At 67.1% G+C, this 17133-nt stretch carries 14 protein-coding genes; 12 read left to right on the top strand and 2 right to left on the bottom strand.

The window, feature by feature from the left end; translation table 11 throughout:
- Positions 1-210: 210 nt before the first annotated feature.
- From D7V80_RS27345 to D7V80_RS41505, 5 genes are all read left to right on the top strand, one after another.
- Positions 211-945 (top strand): zinc ribbon domain-containing protein, encoded by a 735-nt coding sequence (locus tag D7V80_RS27345; RefSeq protein ID WP_120590957.1) that lies wholly within the window; start codon positions 211-213, stop codon positions 943-945.
- Between the two features lie 30 nt (positions 946-975).
- Positions 976-1626 (top strand): ribonuclease HI family protein, encoded by a 651-nt coding sequence (locus D7V80_RS27350; protein WP_120590958.1) that lies wholly within the window; start codon positions 976-978, stop codon positions 1624-1626.
- A gap of 251 nt (positions 1627-1877) precedes the next feature.
- Positions 1878-2366, top strand: a complete 489-nt coding sequence (locus tag D7V80_RS27355) for a phage tail protein (protein WP_120590959.1) — start codon at positions 1878-1880, stop codon at positions 2364-2366.
- Positions 2367-2603: 237 nt separating this feature from the next.
- Entirely contained in the window at positions 2604-4052 is a 1449-nt protein-coding gene (locus tag D7V80_RS27360; protein ID WP_199738870.1) for a hypothetical protein, read from the top strand.
- Between the two features lie 3 nt (positions 4053-4055).
- On the top strand, positions 4056-5063 hold the full coding sequence (locus tag D7V80_RS41505) for a hypothetical protein (RefSeq protein WP_147447227.1): 1008 nt from the start codon (positions 4056-4058) through the stop codon (positions 5061-5063).
- Positions 5064-5068: 5 nt separating this feature from the next.
- Here D7V80_RS41505 and D7V80_RS27365 read toward each other — a convergent pair whose 3' ends face one another.
- Complete coding sequence (locus D7V80_RS27365; RefSeq protein ID WP_255417666.1) at positions 5069-6043, bottom strand: FHA domain-containing protein; 975 nt, start codon at positions 6041-6043, stop codon at positions 5069-5071.
- Between D7V80_RS27365 and D7V80_RS27370 the strand changes: the two genes are divergently transcribed.
- Genes D7V80_RS27370 through D7V80_RS42335 form a run of 6 tightly spaced genes read left to right on the top strand, consistent with a single transcriptional unit; the run spans position 6013 to position 12285 of the window.
- Positions 6013-7206 (top strand): polyprenyl synthetase family protein, encoded by a 1194-nt coding sequence (locus D7V80_RS27370; RefSeq protein ID WP_120590962.1) that lies wholly within the window; start codon positions 6013-6015, stop codon positions 7204-7206. The genes D7V80_RS27365 and D7V80_RS27370 overlap by 31 nt on opposite strands.
- A gap of 8 nt (positions 7207-7214) precedes the next feature.
- A complete protein-coding gene (locus tag D7V80_RS27375) occupies positions 7215-7724 on the top strand; it encodes a hypothetical protein (protein WP_120590974.1) in 510 nt (169 codons plus the stop codon).
- The gene (locus D7V80_RS27380) at positions 7708-8004 is read left to right on the top strand and encodes a hypothetical protein (protein WP_120590963.1); all 297 of its coding nucleotides are present in this window, start codon (positions 7708-7710) and stop codon (positions 8002-8004) included. Before D7V80_RS27375 ends, D7V80_RS27380 begins: the two co-directional genes overlap by 17 nt.
- Positions 8005-8020: 16 nt before the next feature.
- Positions 8021-9079, top strand: a complete 1059-nt coding sequence (locus D7V80_RS27385; protein ID WP_120590964.1) for a hypothetical protein — start codon at positions 8021-8023, stop codon at positions 9077-9079.
- A complete protein-coding gene (locus D7V80_RS27390; protein WP_199738871.1) occupies positions 9072-9530 on the top strand; it encodes a sterol-binding-like protein in 459 nt (152 codons plus the stop codon). Before D7V80_RS27385 ends, D7V80_RS27390 begins: the two co-directional genes overlap by 8 nt.
- Positions 9523-12285, top strand: coding sequence for an NAD(P)-binding protein (locus D7V80_RS42335; RefSeq protein ID WP_233585760.1), 2763 nt, complete (start codon positions 9523-9525; stop codon positions 12283-12285). The genes D7V80_RS27390 and D7V80_RS42335 overlap by 8 nt, the downstream gene beginning before the upstream one ends.
- On the opposite strand, the gene D7V80_RS27400 is transcribed toward D7V80_RS42335, so the two are convergent.
- On the bottom strand, positions 12264-16193 hold the full coding sequence (locus D7V80_RS27400) for a serine/threonine-protein kinase PknK (protein WP_233585762.1): 3930 nt from the start codon (positions 16191-16193) through the stop codon (positions 12264-12266). The two genes, D7V80_RS42335 and D7V80_RS27400, sit on opposite strands and share 22 nt — an antisense overlap.
- Positions 16194-16293: 100 nt before the next feature.
- Here D7V80_RS27400 and D7V80_RS27405 point away from each other — a divergent pair, with 100 nt between their 5' ends.
- Positions 16294-17130: a class I SAM-dependent methyltransferase gene (locus tag D7V80_RS27405; protein ID WP_120566381.1), complete on the top strand. Its 837-nt coding sequence runs from the start codon at positions 16294-16296 to the stop codon at positions 17128-17130.
- Positions 17131-17133 lie beyond the last annotated feature (3 nt).

The raw sequence follows: 17133 nt of genomic DNA on the forward strand, positions 1-17133 counted from the left end.
GCGAGGAGGAGCGCGGGGGTCAGGAGGGGTCGGAGGCGGAAGCTGGACACGTGCCCCGTCTAACGGGTGCGTGAAGCGGATTCAAACGCTCAAGGGGCAGGCGGGGAACATAGGGATGGAGGCTTCCCCATTTACGCGTTGGAACCCCAGCACCCTTGTTGGTACAAGAGCCGAGCCGCGCGTCGGTGCGGCCGTGTGGGAGGCAGCAACTTGCGGGAGAAACTGAAGGCCTTGGCGGAGCTGCAGAAGGTGGACCTCGAGGTCGCCTCGCTCCGAAAGGCGGCGGACGTGCATCCCCGCCAGATTTCCGAGCTGGAGCGGGAGCTGGGGGTCGCGCGCAATGGCATCGAGGCCGAGCGGACACGCGTCGCCGACCTCGAGAAGCAGAAGGCCTTGCTCGAGCAGAACATCACGGACGAGAAGGACAAGGTGAAGAAGTGGGAAGCGCGCCTGTCCGACCAGCGCTCCACGCGTGAGTACTCGGCGCTCGCTCGCGAAATCGACATCGCGAAGAAGGGCATCCTCACCCAGTCCGAGGCGCTCACGGAGAAGGTGAAGGAGCTGGGCGGCGCTCGCGAGGCCATCAAGGGCAAGGAGGCGGACTACGCCACCAAGCAGCAGGGCCTGTCGGGCCGGATGACGGAGCTGCGCGGGAAGCTGGGCGAGTCCGAGTCCCAGGTGAAGGAGCTGGAGGGGCGCCGCGCGGAAGTCGCCGCGAACGTGGATGCCACCCTGCTCCGCCGCTACGAGGTCATCCGCAAGAAGAAGCTGCCCGCGATGGTGGGCGTCGTGGCGGGCACCTGCCAGGGCTGCAACATGAACCTGCCCCCGCAGATGTACAACATGCTGCGCACCACGCTGGGCACGGACGTGTGCCCCTCGTGCAACCGCATCATCTTCGCCGTCGAAGCGCTGCAGGAGCCGAAGGACACCGCCGAGAAGTAGCGGCGGCGCCTCACTTCGGTCCCCTCACCCATGCCGACCCCTTCGCTCGTCGACGTCCTCCGTCACATCGCCCGTGAGGAGCCGCTGACGGCGACGGTGCGCGCCTTTCGCGGGCTCACCCGCGAACACCTGGGCCAGTTGCTGGACGAAGCCGCCGGGCAGCTGGGCGGCGGTCCGCGCGAGGCCGGGGCGCCCGCCTCGGAGTCGGCCCCGCGGACGGCGTCCGAGTCCACCACGTCAGGCATCGAGGTCGTGACGCCCGCGGCGGGTGGAGCGCTCAACCGCGTGCGCGTCTATTCGGACGGAGCGGCGCGAGGCAACCCGGGCCCTGCCGGCGCCGGAGCGGTGCTGATGAACGCCGAGGGCGCGGTGGTGGCGCGCCTGGGCAAGTTCCTGGGGCACCAGACGAACAACTACGCCGAGTACATGGGCCTGCTCATCGGCCTGCAGCACGCGAAGAGCCTGGGCGCCCGCGAGGTGGAGGTGTTCGCGGACAGCGAGCTGCTCATCCGTCAGCTGGGTGGGAAATACCAGGTGAAGAGCCCCACGCTGAAGCCCTTGTTCCTGGAGGCGCAGAAGCTGCTTGCGACCTTCGGCAAGGTGAAGCTCGCCCACGTCCCCCGCGCGCAGAACGCGGAAGCGGACGAGATGAGCAACCGCGCTATCGACGAGCGGATGTAGCCCGCGTCAGGGCGTCGTGTTCCCCGCCTTGCTGCGTAGCGCGCAGGCGGCCTGAGAGCCCTGACGCCAGTCCAAGCGCGGTCCCCTGTCTGTAACGCCGTGTAATCGCCCAGGCGGGGGCAACTCTCTAGTTTGGCTCCTGCTTGTGGCCACGGCGCTGCAAGTGGATTCAAACCCATCCACATACGAGAGAGCCGCGAGCTGGACGAGCGAGAACACGACCAGCGCGACACAACCAACTGGACATCCAAATGACAAAGACCGTTCACGTGCCACTGGGCACGATTGTGGCGTTTGCCTTGAGCGCGGACAACATTCCGGACGGCTGGCTGCTGTGCGATGGCGAAACAATCCCAGGCCAATATCAGGAACTGATCACCGCCCTGGGTAGCACCAACACTCCGGACTTCCGCGGCAGAACGCTGATTGGCGCGGGTACGCCTGTGAACGTCACGCAGTCGGATGGCACGTCCCCCAACTTCCCTTCGCAAACCTGGCCAGCTCAATACACCGGCGGGGAATACTCGCACACCCTCTCAACGAACGAAATCCCCCCCCACAGCCACACGAACGACTCCAAGTTTGGCTATTCCATCGACAGTCAGAGTGGAAGTGAAATCCCCCTGATGTGTTACGAGCCAGCCTCAGGAACAACTGGAAGCACGGGCAGCGGGGCCCCACACAACAACATGCAGCCCTACTTCACTGTCCACTACATCATCAATTGCATCGACCGGTAGACAACATCAAGGGACAGGGAAATGTTCAAGAAAACAGACCCGTATTCATTTTCGAGGTTCTACTCGATCTCGAAAGGCTCGGACACACTAGGAAATGTTTTCACGGAGTACCAAGCCACCCGGTATGACGACGTTCAGCTACCTGCTGGCACTTCGGCTGGGACCAAGACCCCGAGCCGGAAGTTCCTTCTCCACTGCATCCAAAGAATCAACATCTACAACCCTGAAGGGGCGGACTTGAGTCCGTCGTCGCCGAGCAAAGGCGTCACCTCCTACGAAAACTACCCCGTCCTCATCAACACAGGATTGACCTTGAGCCCATCAGACACAGGGGCATCTGATGGGCTCGACATTCAAATCCTGGAATACTCGCCCCAGACGATCAACACCAAGTTCCAATCATCCAGCTCCGACACTGATTCCAATGGACAATCCGCCGGCAGCTCCCTGAGCAGCACCGTCGGTTCTTCAACCTCCCAGACCAACAGTTATGGCGCGTCGGTCAGTCTGGGAACGGCTGGATATAGCGTTTCAGCCAACTACGACCACTCCACAACCGCCACCAACGAGCACTCGTTCACCGGCACGGATGAGTCATCCCAATCCAGGAACCAGGAGAGCTCATCTTCTGCATCCATGAGCCTCAAGGACTGGGGCGCTTACGCGATGTTCAATCCGCGAACTAAGGAGATGAGCTGGACCTTTGGCCAGGAATATCCGTGGGACGCGATCGAATGCAGAACGACTGACGGACTCACATACAACAATCAAACCCGAATCACGATTCCCAAGGCCATGTCGGCACGACTGTGGGATGGGATAGCGCTGTATCCGCCGAGCCACCTGTCGATGTATGGCGTCAACTTCATCATGAGGGCGCTATGGCTTGTCACGATCACCGATCCCACCCTGGATGAAATCACGGTCTCCCATGTGATCAACTATTTCTCAGGCTCTCATAATTATCCCTCCTGGGGGGGATACCCTGGCCTGGACGTTTTCATGGACCCGCTTCCCACCGTCCTGCAGGGCGACACGCCCTTGAGCGCGACCGTCGATCTGCCGCTGCTCGCCTTGGACCCTGTCGGTCTGCAAGGCAAAGGCGCGGTCATCGGCTTCATCCCCAACAAGTTCACCGTCAGCCCCGCTGCTGTCGGAAGCCAGACCCCGCCGAGCGCGTTCAAGATTGCAGCCACCAGCAACAATCTCTTGATCAAGGACACCACGGCCTATCCGGCGGCCCCGGCGAGCGGCGATGCGGGTTTCGGCTTCACGGCCGGCGAAACAGCCTTGACCGCGGCCTTTACCGAAAAGGACACGTCGCTCTCCATGACGCTGTACTTCAAGGTGACCGACACGGTCAGCGACTACACCTTGTTCATGAAGCACTGGACGACCAGACCTGCCGAAGGGACGTCCAAATCGACTGGCGTGGTGCTGACCTTCATCGTCAACGGAGACAAGGCAAACCCGATAACGAAATACCTGGATGCGCTGGAGGCAGAAGGCGGCGAGAACAACCTGACACGCATTGCCTTGCGCAACCTGGATTTCTCCACCATCGACTACCATGACTATCTCCAACTGGGGCTCAACACCGTCTCCATCACCATCCAGCCGATTGACCTCCAGAACGCCGCGAACTGTGGCTATGCGATACGCGCGCTCTCCGTCGAGAAGGACTGAGCCGTGGCGAATCGCACCCAGGGCAAAAAGAACACGAGGAATAATCTCCAGAAATCCCGAAGATACACCCTGAAAGACGACAAGACATTAACCAAGAAGCAAAGCCAGTCGGGCTTCTTCACTGTCGACCCCAAGGGCAAGGCGAGCAAATCGTCTTTCCGCGCAAGTTCAAACAGGACCTTGGCCGGACATTCCAGCGGGTATCATGAACTCGTACCCGCGGACTTGTTCGCCGCCTTGAAGAGTGCGACTGACAACAAAGACGGTACGCACACATTGAAGGTGATGACCAAGCGTTCCTATCTCTTCAAGTACAACGGCAGGAGAATCTACAGTGCACCGCTGAAAGCGGTGCTGCGCTCCGCCGACGGCTACCGAACAGATACGGCCAGGACCATCCTTTCCGGTCCGAACGACACTGTCGCGGGGCACTCAGGCTCGAACGTCAAGCGGACAGGGCAATCTGCGGCTCACAACGCACTACGCGACCACATCATTGAGAATATCCTTGCGAACCCGAAATTCGAAAATATCGCACCTCCTGCCGTCACTGCCACACTGAGCGCTGCGGGCATCGCAAGCATGGCTCCGGCCGAACTGGCACGCACTGCCAAAAACAGCGGCTCGCTGAAGTCCAAGGCCGCCGCCTCCAGTTGGGAGAGCGATCGCAATGAAGCCAAGCTCAGGAACGACGCGCTCGTTGACGCCCTGCCAGACAAAGCTCAAACGATCGTCATCGAGGCGAGCACGAAATTCATGACTACGCTCAGCCCAAAGCCTACGCTCAGCCCGAAGCCTACGCTCAGCCCGAAGCCTACGCTCAGCCCGAAGCGGCGTATTGCCAGCAAGCGAGCCCGTTCACCGTTGAGAGAACCTAAAGGAGGCACGGGAATCCAGGGCGGGCCGTATGCGAAGAAGCAAAAGGGCTCAACCGACGTCGCTCCCCCCTGGGACCCCTTGCAGGTGCCTCATTATTCCTCGGAGTGCTTCCGGGATGTGCGACGAGCCTGAAGGGACTACAGCGTAAAGACTTCCACGCTGTTCATCCCCAGCCGCACCTGACCCGTGCCCGGGCGCCGCTCCACGACGCCCGCCGCATCCTGGATGCCCAGCGCGCCGAATTGCTTGCGCACCCGGTGGATGTCCACGTTCAGCTTGTTGGTGTCCGTGGCCAGCATCCGGCAGAGCTGCTCGCGGTCCACCCAGCCCTGCTCGGACGGCGACAGGGCGTGCTCGGCGAGCCTCAACCGTGCCAGCGTCGCCAACAGGTACTGCGAGGAGCGGGGAGGCAGCATCCGCTCCCCCTCCCGCAGGCGCACCGCCACCTCTACATGCTCCTCGTCGCGGCTGACGCCGATGCGCAGCCGGACCTCCGCCAACGTGGGCGCATCCGCTTCCTCGAGTGTCTCCGTCGCCGCGAGGGGCAGCTCCACCACCCACTCCGAGCCGTCCAGCCACACCCGATCCTGGTCCTTCAGCCGGCGCCGCTCTTCGCCCAACTCCAACACCCACTGCCCGCCGTCCAGCGGGAAGAGGCTGGCCTGTGGCTCGTCGTCATCCGGCAGCACCAGCAACGCGCCGGTCGCCACCCGCACCAGCCCCGTGGCCAGGTGCCGGGCCCGCGCCGCGGGAGGGGACGCGTCCAGCAGCCGGAAGCCGATGCCACTCTTTCCCAGCAGGAAGTCCTGCCCCTGCCCCAGCTCCACCCGCTCGCCCAAGGCCAGCCGCCGCCCCTCGACGAACGTGCCGTTGCGGCTGCCCAGGTCCCTCAGCTCCCAGTGAGCGCCCGCCCAGTGCAGGCTCGCGTGTTCGCCGGAGACCCGGCCGTCCGGTATGTGAACATCACACGCAGGGTGACGTCCCAGCAGACAGCGCGTTCCCAAGGTGAACCGGCGTCCATCTTCCAACTGCAGCAAGAGCCCCATCTGCTTCTCTGACCTCGCGAAACACTCACCGTCGCATGCTAGCTTCGCGCGCGGTGCAGGATCCATCCGGGACCAGTGAGCTGCTCGCGGGCTATCTCGAGGAGTGCCGCTCGCTCGTGCTCGAGGAGCTCCGCCGAATCATCCCCGCTGAGCGCCACCACGCGCCGTTCCTCTACCAGCTCATGCTGGACTACCCGCTGCGAGAGGCCAAGGGGCTGCGGCCGGCACTCTGCATTGCCACGTGCCGTGCGCTGGGAGGCACGCTGGAGGCGGCGCTGCGCCCGGCGACCGTGCTCGAGCTGTATCACAATGCCTTTCTCATCCACGACGACATCGAGGATGAGTCATTGCTGCGCCGCGGCAGCCCCACGCTGCACCGGGCGCACGGCATCCCCGTTGCCATCAACGTGGGGGACGCCATGTTCGCCCTGTCGCTGCGGCCGCTGCTGGACAACATCGGCGCCGTGGGCCTGGGCCCCGCGCTGCGCATCCTCCAGGCCGTGGCGCGCATGACGCAGGAGTCGGTGGAGGGCCAGGCCCTCGAGCTCGATTGGATCCGCCGGGGCGCGTGGACGCTCAGCGACGAGGACTACGTGCGGATGGTGGAGCAGAAGACGTGCTGGTACAGCTTCATCACCCCCATGGTTGTGGGCGCCATCGCGGCCCGTCAGGACGGGGAGCGCATCGAGCAGTTGGCCGCCTTCGCCCGCAGCCTCGGCATCGCCTTTCAAATCCAGGACGACGTGCTCAACCTGCGCGGCGAGGTGGGCGCGTATGGCAAGGAGATCGGCGGCGATCTCTGGGAGGGCAAGCGCACCCTGATGCTGCTGCACATGATGCGTCACGTGCCCGCCGGGGACCGGGCGGAAGCCGAGCGCATCCTCTCCCTGCCCCGCCCCTCCCCGGAGGCGGCTCCGGAGCCCACGACATTCGATGCGCAGCTGGACCGGCTCGTCGAGGAAGGCGAGCTGACGGTCGTGGGGCGGCAGCGGCTGCGCGAGGCACGGAACGCGGCACCTCGCCGTGCGGAGAAGACTCCCGAGCAGGTGCGCTTTCTCCTCTCGCTCATGGAGCGCCACGACAGCATTGGCCATGCGCAGCGGGTGGCTCGGGATTGGCTGCAAGATGCCCAGCGGCGCTTCGACGTGTGCCGCGGCTGGCTCCCCCCCTCCATCCATCGGGACCTGCTGGAGGGCCTGACCTCCTACGTCCTCCTGCGAGCGAAGTGACGCCCTCCATGGTGCCTCCCCCCTCCCCCCAGTCCTCCCTCTTCGACTTCATCCGCACCCAGGCGATTCTCCATGAAGAGGCGCATCGCATCCGGGATCTGCTGTTCGAGCAACTGCTTCCGTCCGCGGCGCCTGGGGCCAGCGAATCGTTCCCGGCGGGCTCGCAGGAGGAGGTGCTCCTGGGGCTGCTGCGACGGCTTCAGGTGCTGATGCTCAAGCACCCCATCGTCGTGCAGGCGGCCTTCTGCGCGCTCGTCGCCGAGGGGCGGCGCTTCGCCGCGACTCCCGAGGGTGCCGCCTGGAAGTCCACGCTCGCCTCCTCTCCTTTGCTCCAGCAGGGCCGCCGCCTCTGGGATGCCCTCTCCCTCAACATCCCCGAGGAGGATCCGGCCACCGTGCTGCCCTCCGCGTACATCGAGGCGCTCTTCCAGGCCACGGGCTCCGCCCGGTTGGAGGAGCTGCTGCGTCAGCTTCAAGACCTGCCGCGCCAGGGAGAGGCCCATGCCGCTGCTCGATGAGCCCTGGAGCGACTTCGCTGATCGCAACCCGGTCCTGCCCCTGCTGCTCGGCATGCTGTCGCTGTCCCAGCGCTTCAATCACCTGCTGCCCGAGCCCGCCGCGCCGGCGTCCCCCCTTCCCGAGCCAGAGGAGGACCGGCTCCTGCTGATGGTCCTCGGCCTCGTCTCCGCGCGCCGGACGTTCCTGGGCGCGATGGAGGCGAGCCAATCCTCCGGAGAGGTCGCGACACCGGAGCCTGACGCGTCCGCGGCGCCCTCCCTCAGGGAGCTGCTGCGGTAGCAGCCAGTGCCAGCCCATGCCCCCTTCCGCTCCTCCGCCAGAGCGCCTCGCGCGGCTGCTGACTGGCAACGACTACTTCCGGCGCTCGCCCTCGCGCATGGGCGGGCGGGGCGCGCACAAGGAATGGCAGCACTTCCTCGTGCACACCGAGGCGGCGCACCTGCTGATCAACTTCAGCCTGATTGACGACGTGCGGGCCACGCAGGGCCGGCAACCCGAGGTGGCGCGACTCATCGTCCTGGCTCGCGGCGAGGGCTGGGAAGGAGACGTGGAGCACTTCGAGGAGGCAGAGGTGGAGGTGACCGCCGGACGCATCGACGCGCGCTTCGGCCACAACACCCTGCGCTTCATCGACGGCACCTACCGCCTGTCCATCGCGCTGCGTGACCAGCCGCTGGCCGCCGAGCTGGAGCTCGTCCCCGTGACGCTGCCCGCCCTCTCCGTCAACCAGCCGCTCACCCTGGACCGGCGCCTGTCCTGGCTCTTCGTCCCCCGGCTGCTGGCGCGCGGCACGCTCCGGCTCGCGGGCCGCACCGTGCAGGTGAACGACGCCCCCGCCTACCATGACCACAACTGGGGCCACTTCCTCTGGGGCAATGACTTCTCATGGGAGTGGGGCTCGGTGCTGCCCTGGGACATGACCAACCCCTGGAGCCTGGTGCACGTGCGCATGGCGGACCGCGGCCGCTCGGTGGCCCGCTACCAGGGTCTCTTCCTCTGGCACGGCGGCGAGCCCTTGCGCGTGTTCCGCGACGAGGAGCTCCGCGTCCTCACCCGGGGCAGCTTCCGCAAGGCGCGCCCCTTCTCCGTGCCTCGAGTCATGGCGCTGCTGGCCCCGGGCACCGCGGCGGACCTGCCCGAGACCCTGGAGATTGCCGCCCACGGAGGGGCGGACACGCTCGAGCTGTCCTTCCACCCGCAGGACTCCGCCCGCATCGTCACCCCCTCCGAGGAGCACCCCGAGCAGGTGACCATCATCCACGAGGTGCTGGGCCGGGTGACTGCGCAGGGGCGCGTGCGTGGACATTCCGTGGCCATGGAGGGGACCGGTGTCTTTGAGTTCATCCGTGACTGAGGGCAGCGTGCAGACGCTGCTGGCCCGCTCCTTCGCGCTGCTGGCCCGCGAGCAGCCCCAGGCCCACGAGCGCATCCTGATGCCCCTGGCCGGCCTCGCCGTCGCGCTGAGAATCGACGCCGAGCACTTCACCGCCGCCTTCACTTCCACGCAGGCCCACCTGCGCGCCGTGGATGGCCAGGAGTCCATCACCGTGGGCACCTCGCGGCGGACCATTCTCGCGGTGCTCGATGACCGGCGCACGCTCACGGAGGCGGTGCTCTCCAACGCCGTCGAGGTGGTCGGTCCCCTGGAGCTCCTCCTTCGCGCGCATGAAGGGCTGATCCGCTACGTGCATGGTGCGGTCCGCTGCGCGGGCTTTCCGTCCCTGCTCCACCAACTTCGCCTGACGTGCGCGGACGATGCGCGCGCACAGCACTCCCGTGAGAGAAAGGCAGACGCCCGTGGCTGACACCGTTCCCCCGAGCGAATCCGGCAATAAGCCCGAAACACAGTCGTCGAAGCGTCGGGTCCACGTCTTCGGCGCCGGCATCGCGGGGCTGACCGCGGCCCACGAGCTGGCACTGCGTGGCTTCGAAGTCCTCGTCTACGAAACCGCCAACGCGCTCAACTCCCGGGGCAAGAAATCCCTGGCCGTCGGAGGGCTGGCCCGCACCCAGTACTTCCAGGCCTCCAGTGAGCAGCCGATCTTCTTCCAGACGGATGAGCCGGGTCCCGTGCACGGCACTGCCTCGCCTATCCACCCGCTCACCACGAGTTCGGTGGACCTTGGGCTCGACCAGGCCAGGCCCTTTCCTTCTCTCTGGATTGAGTTCCAGAACGAGCCCCTCGAACTCACTCCACGCTCGACCGCGGACCTGGAGAATGCGATGGCGCAGCTGACCCGCAAGGTCCATGACGGTTCGCTCGGGGATGACTTCGTCGTCCACATCCAGTCGTTCTTCGACCAGAGCCTGGATGAACTCCAGCAGGTGATGAACCTCCCCGCGGAGATTGAGCGGAGCCAGGGGCTGGCCACGATCATCGAAAGCAAGCTGAGAGAGCGCCTCTACACACTCCGCCTTCCTCCGGAGCGCTATCTCTCAAAGGCAGAGCCCCGGCCCGCGAACACGGAGCTCGGTCAGCCGCCGTCAGCCAGGAACTGGGTGCGGGTCACCCTGGAGCGCATCATCCTCCCGGGCGAGCATGGGTATCGGTACTTCCCGTCGTACTACCGCCATGTCTTCGACACGATGCGGCGCATCCCCCTCTACGACAACAACTCCCTACCGACGTCCCGTACCACCTACGACAACCTCGTCCCGCTACCGAGCATCGGCATCGCCAGCGAGAATCACCCGCCCTTTGTCACGAAGTGGGCGACCGCCAGCTTCCCGAATTCCATCGCGCGCGAGTCGAGCGGGCTGAGCAACCTGGAGTACCTGGGAATCCAACCGCAGGATCTCTTCCAGTTCTCGCTCCGGATCCTGCGCTACATGCTCACCAGTCCCGAGCGTAGGGCCCACGAGTTGGAGGACATCTCCTGGTGGGAATACATCGAGGGCGCCTCCGGAAACGGCGGCTCCGGGAAGCTGTACCGCTACAGCGAGGCCTTCACCCATCTGGTCCAGTCCTCCGGGCGGGTGCTGGTGGCGCTGGACGGCAGGGCAGCGGATGCACGAACCACGGGTAACACCTACCTCCAGCTCCTGACCGACGTCATCGTCCCCACCGAGGAAACCCACGCCACCCTGAACGGGCCCACCAGCGCGGCCTGGTTCAGCCACTGGCACACGCACCTGTGCCGCCTGGGCGTCCAATTCATCCAGGCAACGCTCAAGGGTTTCGAGGCGGTGAACCTTCGCACGGAAGGCGCCCGCTTCAACCCCGTCGTTCAGTATCCGCATGGAGAGCAGACGTTCCCGACCACGGATGACTATTACGTCGTGGCCGTGGACGTCCTCGCAGCGGAGGAAATCACCCAGGCCATGCCGCTCACCCAACTCCAGATGGACCTGAGCGTGCCAGGCAGGCTCCGGGGATACACCACCCGGGTCCCCGTCAAGCGGGGAGAAGCGGGTACACGTCACCGCGACCCGCGAACAGAAGTCGGCCTGTATGAGTGGGATCGGCTCCAGACACTCTCCGGCATCCAGTTCTTCTTCGCCACGGAGCTCAACGTCATCGATGGCTACCTCTACCTGCTCGATGCGCCATGGGGGCTCTCCGCCATCTGCAGTCCCGTCGCCTGGCAGCACCGGCCCATCCAGCGGCTGAGCCAATACCAATCACTGCTCAGCGTCGACATTGGTGAATGGAAGAAAAGGGCCCCAGACTCCGGGGGAAGGAGCGCCTGGGAGTCCACGCCGGCGCAATTGAAAGCCGCGGTCCTGGGTCAGCTCGGCAAGGCCCTCCAGCGAAAGGAGAAGGGACGCCCCTTCCTGGAGTTCAATCCTCCCGAGCCCGCCTTCATCCATATCGACGAAGGGCTCGTCTACGACAGGAGCGATCAGGACCATGCTCACATCATCAAGAACAACACGCCCTTCCTGTTGCCCACCGCCGGAGACTGGAAGCACCGGCCGGGGCCCGACCCCTGGGACCCCACGTCAGGCGCTCACGTGTCCTCCCACGATAGGGACCTACCGCATGGACTCTGGCAGGCCGCGCACGGTGGCTATTACGTGCATTGGGATCAGATCGTCTTCGCGGGCACCTACAACAGGACCTTCACCCGGCTCACCACCATGGAGTCCGCGAACGAGTCGGCCCGGCACGCCGTCAACGCCATCCTCGATCACTGCGGGGGGAGGCACAGCAAGCGCCCGACCCCACGGCCAGATTCTCAGGTCTACGAGAAGCTCTTCGCCACCACGCCGGTGGGCGACTACTGCCGCATCTGGAACCCCGAGGCGAATGAGCTTCCGGATGTGATGCTCTTGCGGCAGCAGGACGCGGTGAACTTCAGGATGGGGCTGCCCCATCCCTGGGACCTCCTGGGCATCGAGGTGCTCCCCTCCATGCTCTCTCATCTCTCGGCGGCATCACCGGCCTCCGCTACGTCCACGGATGCCTTTGCCCAGGTGGAGTCCCTGCTGCGCGGGCTGGGGATGCATTCGGGCCATGGAGGCGGCGAGGGCCTCGTCGGGCTGCTGCGGCGCATCCGCACCCAGTTGGAGGAGAGCCTGCGGCGCGGCGCCGCCGGCTACCGGCCTCCCACGTCTTGAGCGGTCCGGAGCCCGGGCATCAGTCCCAGCCCGGGCACCATCGCCGCTGCCAGCGCGCCGGGCCGCACCACCTGACGCGCCGCCATCCATTCCGAGGCCTGACGCCGCAGCGCATCGCCCTCGCCGCCTCCCTGGAGGGTCCCCAGCGCGTAGCGCGCTGCTTCCCGGTACAGCGCCACTCCTTCGCGATCGAGGCCCGCCACCGCCTGCTCTAGCTCGCGGACCGCCGTGGCGCTGTCCCCGCTCAGCCGGGCCAGCCCTGCCCGCAGCAGGTGGCCCAGGGGGCGCGCACTGCCAATGGGGTCGCCTTCCATCACCCGGAGCTGCGCACGGACATCGGCCAGCAGCGCCCGCCGGTTCCAGCGCGGCTCCACGCTGGCAGGGGGAGACGTCCGCTCGTCCGGGAGGGACTCCGCAGCGGCCAGTGCCGCCCGCGCCCGCATGTGCCGCAGCCCCAGACCGGTGGCCCTCAGCGAGAGCATGAAGGAGGACTTCAGCGGCGCCCAGTGCTCCAGGACGGCCTTCCACGCGGGCCAGGGATCGCCCCGGTAGTGGGAGGCGTAGACGCAGGCGATCAGCTCCGCGTACTGCTGGCGGCGGTACGCGTTCTCCGGCCAGGTGGACGCCACCGGGGACTGCGCGGCCAGCGCATCGGCGGCGCGGGCCTGGGCCTCCTCGGCGCGATCCTTCGCCAGCCAGGCCAACACGGGCTCGCCAATCCAGGCCTCGCAGCGCGCGTGCACGTCGCCGCGCAGCGTCGCGTCCCGGTCGAGCGCCTCCAGCCGCGCCGCCAGCGCAGGCAGCTCTCCCAGCATCGCCAGAGCGTGGTGATGGAAGATGGCCACACTCACCCGCTCCCAGGCCGTGCCCGGGCACTGCTCGCGGAAGAGCACGTCGGCGCGGTCGCAGGCCTCGGCCGCCTCGCGCCACCGGCCCAGGGTGTACGCCTGGTTCGCCACGGACATGAAGTACCAGGCCTGATCATAGGGGTCGCCCGTGCGCTCCATGAGGACCCGCACCTTCTCCAGCAGCTTGCGGGCGTTGTTCTCCAGGAAGCGGCCGCCCACGTGGGACTCCATGGCGGCCTCGAAGCCCAGGGCCCGGCAGAGCGTGGAGGCGTCTCCGGCCTTCAGCGTGCGCAGCAGGTGCATCATGCGGAAGGCATCCGCCAGTGTGGGGTTCACCATGGACCAGCTGGTCGACGTGGCCCACAGCACCTCCAGCCGGTGCCGCTCCTCGGGCGCGAGCGCGGGCCGCGCGGCGTCCACGTCCACCCGCCGCGTCAGGAAGACGACCCGGCGCCACGTGGCCGAGCCCATCGCCCCCAGGAAGGAGCCCGGCACGGGGATGCCGAGTGCCTCCAGCACCGAACGCATCTCCCGCCAGCCCTGGTTGAAGCGCCCGCTCTTCAGGTACTGCTCCGCGGCGCGCTGCTTCAACCCGCTCACGCGCGTGCCCTGAAGCTCTGTCCCCAGCGCCTCCGCGGACTCCAGGTAGCGCTGGGCCGCTTCGGGCGCGCGGCCCTGATTGGCCAGCGCCTGGGCCAGCTTCTCCAGGAGCGAGGGGCGATCCGCGGACTCGCCCAGCAGCTCCAGCCCGCGCTGATAGAGCTCGGCGGAGCGGCCGAAGGCGAGCGTCTGGGAGGCACGCTCGGCGGAGCGCACCGCGTATCCGCCCGCGCGCATCGGCTCGCCCGCGCCCTCCCAGTGCACGAGCAGCGCCTCGAAGTCCTCGGAGCCGCGCGCCGTGAGAGCCTCGGCGATGCCTCGGTGCCGGCCCACGCGCACCTCGGCCGGGAGCGCCTCGAGCAGCGCCTCGCGGATGCGGTCGTGGTAGGTCGCGATATCCACCTCGCCCTCCGCCGGCACCTCTCGCAGCAGGCTGGAGTCTCGCAGCCAGGCAGAGACGGCCCGCCCGCCTTCGCCAAGCCCGGCGGCCCGCAGCGCCACGCTCCGCCCCAACGGCCGGCCCGCGACGGCGGCCACATCCAGGAGCGCGCGCTGCTCCGGCGGGAGCGAGCGGATCCGCTCCATCAGCAGCTGGGCCACATCCACCTGGGCCGGCAGCGACAATCCCGGGCCCTCGTGCGCGCCCACATGGCGGGCCAGCTCGCAGGCGATGAAGGGATTGCCCTCGGCATGGGCGATGACAGCTTCCACCTGCGGATCACGCCCGGAGGTCCGCGCGCCGAGCATGGCCGAGACCAGCTCCGCCACCTCCCGCTCGCCCAGCGCCCCTAGCGGCAGCTCGCGCGCGGCGCCGGAGAGCGCTCCGGGCGGGGCCAGCTCCAACAGCCGGCGCAGCAGCGGGCTGCGGCTCCGGTCCTCGCTCCGCCACGAGAGCACCAGCAGCATGCGCGGCGCGGGAGACCGCAGCAGTTCCTGGAAGAGCGGCGCCGAGTCGGCATCTCCCCACTGCACGTCATCGATCCAGAGCACCAGCGGGCGCGCGCGGCCGAGCCGCTCCAGCAGCTCGCGCAGGGCCTGGAAGCCCTGGTGCCGCAGCTCGGCGGGCTCCGGGAGCGCCGCGGGGACGGCCGCATGCTGAAACGCCGCGAGCCGTCCCAGGACGGGGAAGAGGCGCGTCAGCGCGTAGGCCTGGGCAGGAACGAGCGCCGCGGCCTCGTCCACGGCGAGCGCGCCGAGCTGGCGGGCCAGCGAGTCGATCGCCGCGTCCATGGCCTTGTAGGGCACGCTCTCCTGCGGGTGGCACCGCCCCTGGAGCACCATGGGCTCGGAGGCGTGAGCGCGTTGGGCGAGGAACTCGCGCACCAGGGTGGACTTGCCCATCCCCGAGGGCCCGTGGACATGCACCGTGATCTGGCGCTGCTGCTGGGAGACCTCCGCCAGCGCCTCCTCCAACACAACGAGTTCCCGTGCCCGGCCCACGAACGGGGCGTGACTCGCGGACCCCGTGGCGCTCCGGTGCGGCGCCGCACCCGCGAGCATCGAGGACAGCCGTGCGATGCACTCCTCCGCCGACGGACGTTGCTTCGGCTCCAGCGACAGCAGCTCCCGAGCCAGCGTGGCCAGATCCTCGGGGACGTCCGGAGCCTGCGCGTGGACCAGAGGCGGCTGCTGGCTCACCTTCAACTCCAACAAGCGCTCGGGCTCGGCCGCGAATGGATACGCTCCGGTGAGCACCTGATACAGCATGGCCCCCACCGCGTAGAGGTCCGAGGCGGAGGTGACGGACTCTCCTGTCACCTGCTCCGGCGCCATATAGGCCGGAGTCCCGGCGCGCCGCTGGGCCGGAGCGCCCTCCAGGGAGGGCTGTTGCTCCGTCATGAGGCCGAAGTCGAGGAGCAGCACGCGCTCCTCTCGGGTGACGAGCACGTTCGAGGGCTTCACGTCGCGGTGCACGAGCCCCGCCGCGTGGAGCGCCCCCAGCGCTCGCAGGAGTTGCGCCACTCCCTCTCGCAGCCGCCGCCAGGACTCTTCCCGAGAAGCCACCTCCGGCCAGTCACCGCTCCGGGCATGCGCGGCGGATGCAAGCTCCTCCATCGGGATGCGCCCTTCCCCGCCTTCGGAGGTCGGCAGCGTCGACGCCCCGCTGGCCAGGGAGGACTCCCATGTCTGGGGAATCCCGCCACCGAGCGCCAGCTCCCTCCGTGCCCAGCTCAGGAAGTCGACGCCCTCCACCAGCTCCATGGTGAAGAAGGGGAACCCGTCTGCCACGAACAGCTCATGGAGCTGGAGCAGGTTGGGGTGGACGATGCCTGCGCGGGTGCGGAACTCGCGCTTCAGCCGGTAGAGCGCTTCCGCTCCAGGCAGCCGCAGCGTCTTGAGCGCCACCTCGCGGCCCACCTCCCGATCGCGGACCCGATACACCATGCCCGTGGCGCCCTGGCCCAGCGGTCCACACACCTCGAAGCGGCTCGTCCCAGCGAAATTCGAACGGATTGTCATGTCTGGCGCCGGAGGGCAGCTCCCCCCTGGCGCGGTCATGATACAGCGTCATCTCTCCGCTCATTCTTGGGTCAGAACCCACCCGGCCATCGCATCCGCCATGCAGGAACACACCGTCAATCGTCACGTGTTGGATCAAGCGCTGGCCCTCACGCTGCTGTCCTGGCGGATGTATGTTTTTGAGCCGGCCCGTGCGCTGCGACGATTGGGCCTCTATCGGGCCTCCACGCTGGGGCCGCCCCTGCAGCGCGGTGTACTCCGAGGCGGCGGCCCGCATCTCAGCCTGAGGCATGCGCAGCCAGTGCTATTGGCGAACGAGCCCGCGGGCTACGAGGACGTTCGTGAGTTCGACCGCGTCGCGTCTGTCTATGACGCCGTGGTCCGACCCTTCTCGGATCCCATCGTCGACGAGGTGTTGGAGTTGATGCAGCCACTGCCGCCAAACGCCCGAATCCTGGATCCCTCAGCCGGGCCTGGGGGTTCGGCCCTGCGTCTGTCCAAACTGGTACCGGATGGAGAGGTGGTGGCCGCGGACCTGTCACGGGGCATGGTGGAGGCTGCGCACCGCGCCGCGAGCGCTGCCGGTTGTCGAAACATGGCCTTCTTCCAGGCAGACGTCGCGCAGCCACCCGAGGAGTTCACGGGCGCCTTCGATGCCGTCTTTTGTTGTCTGTCATTCCACCACTACCCGGATGGCCTGGCTGCGGCACGCGCCTTCCGCCAGGTGCTGGCGCCTCACGGGAAGGTCTTCGTGGCGGACGGGGGGCCTGAGTGGTTCGTCAAGCTGGCCCGCCCCATCTCGGAGCTGGCGGATCCCGGGTTCGTGCGGCACCGCACGGGGGAAGAGTTCCTCCAACTCTTCACGGAGGCGGGCTTCTCCTCCGTGTCGTGGGTCGAGGCACTGCCGGGCATCGGGTTCACCGTCGCCACGGTGTGAAGC

Source organism: Corallococcus sp. CA054B (assembly GCF_003611625.1).
Lineage (GTDB): Bacteria > Myxococcota > Myxococcia > Myxococcales > Myxococcaceae > Corallococcus > Corallococcus coralloides.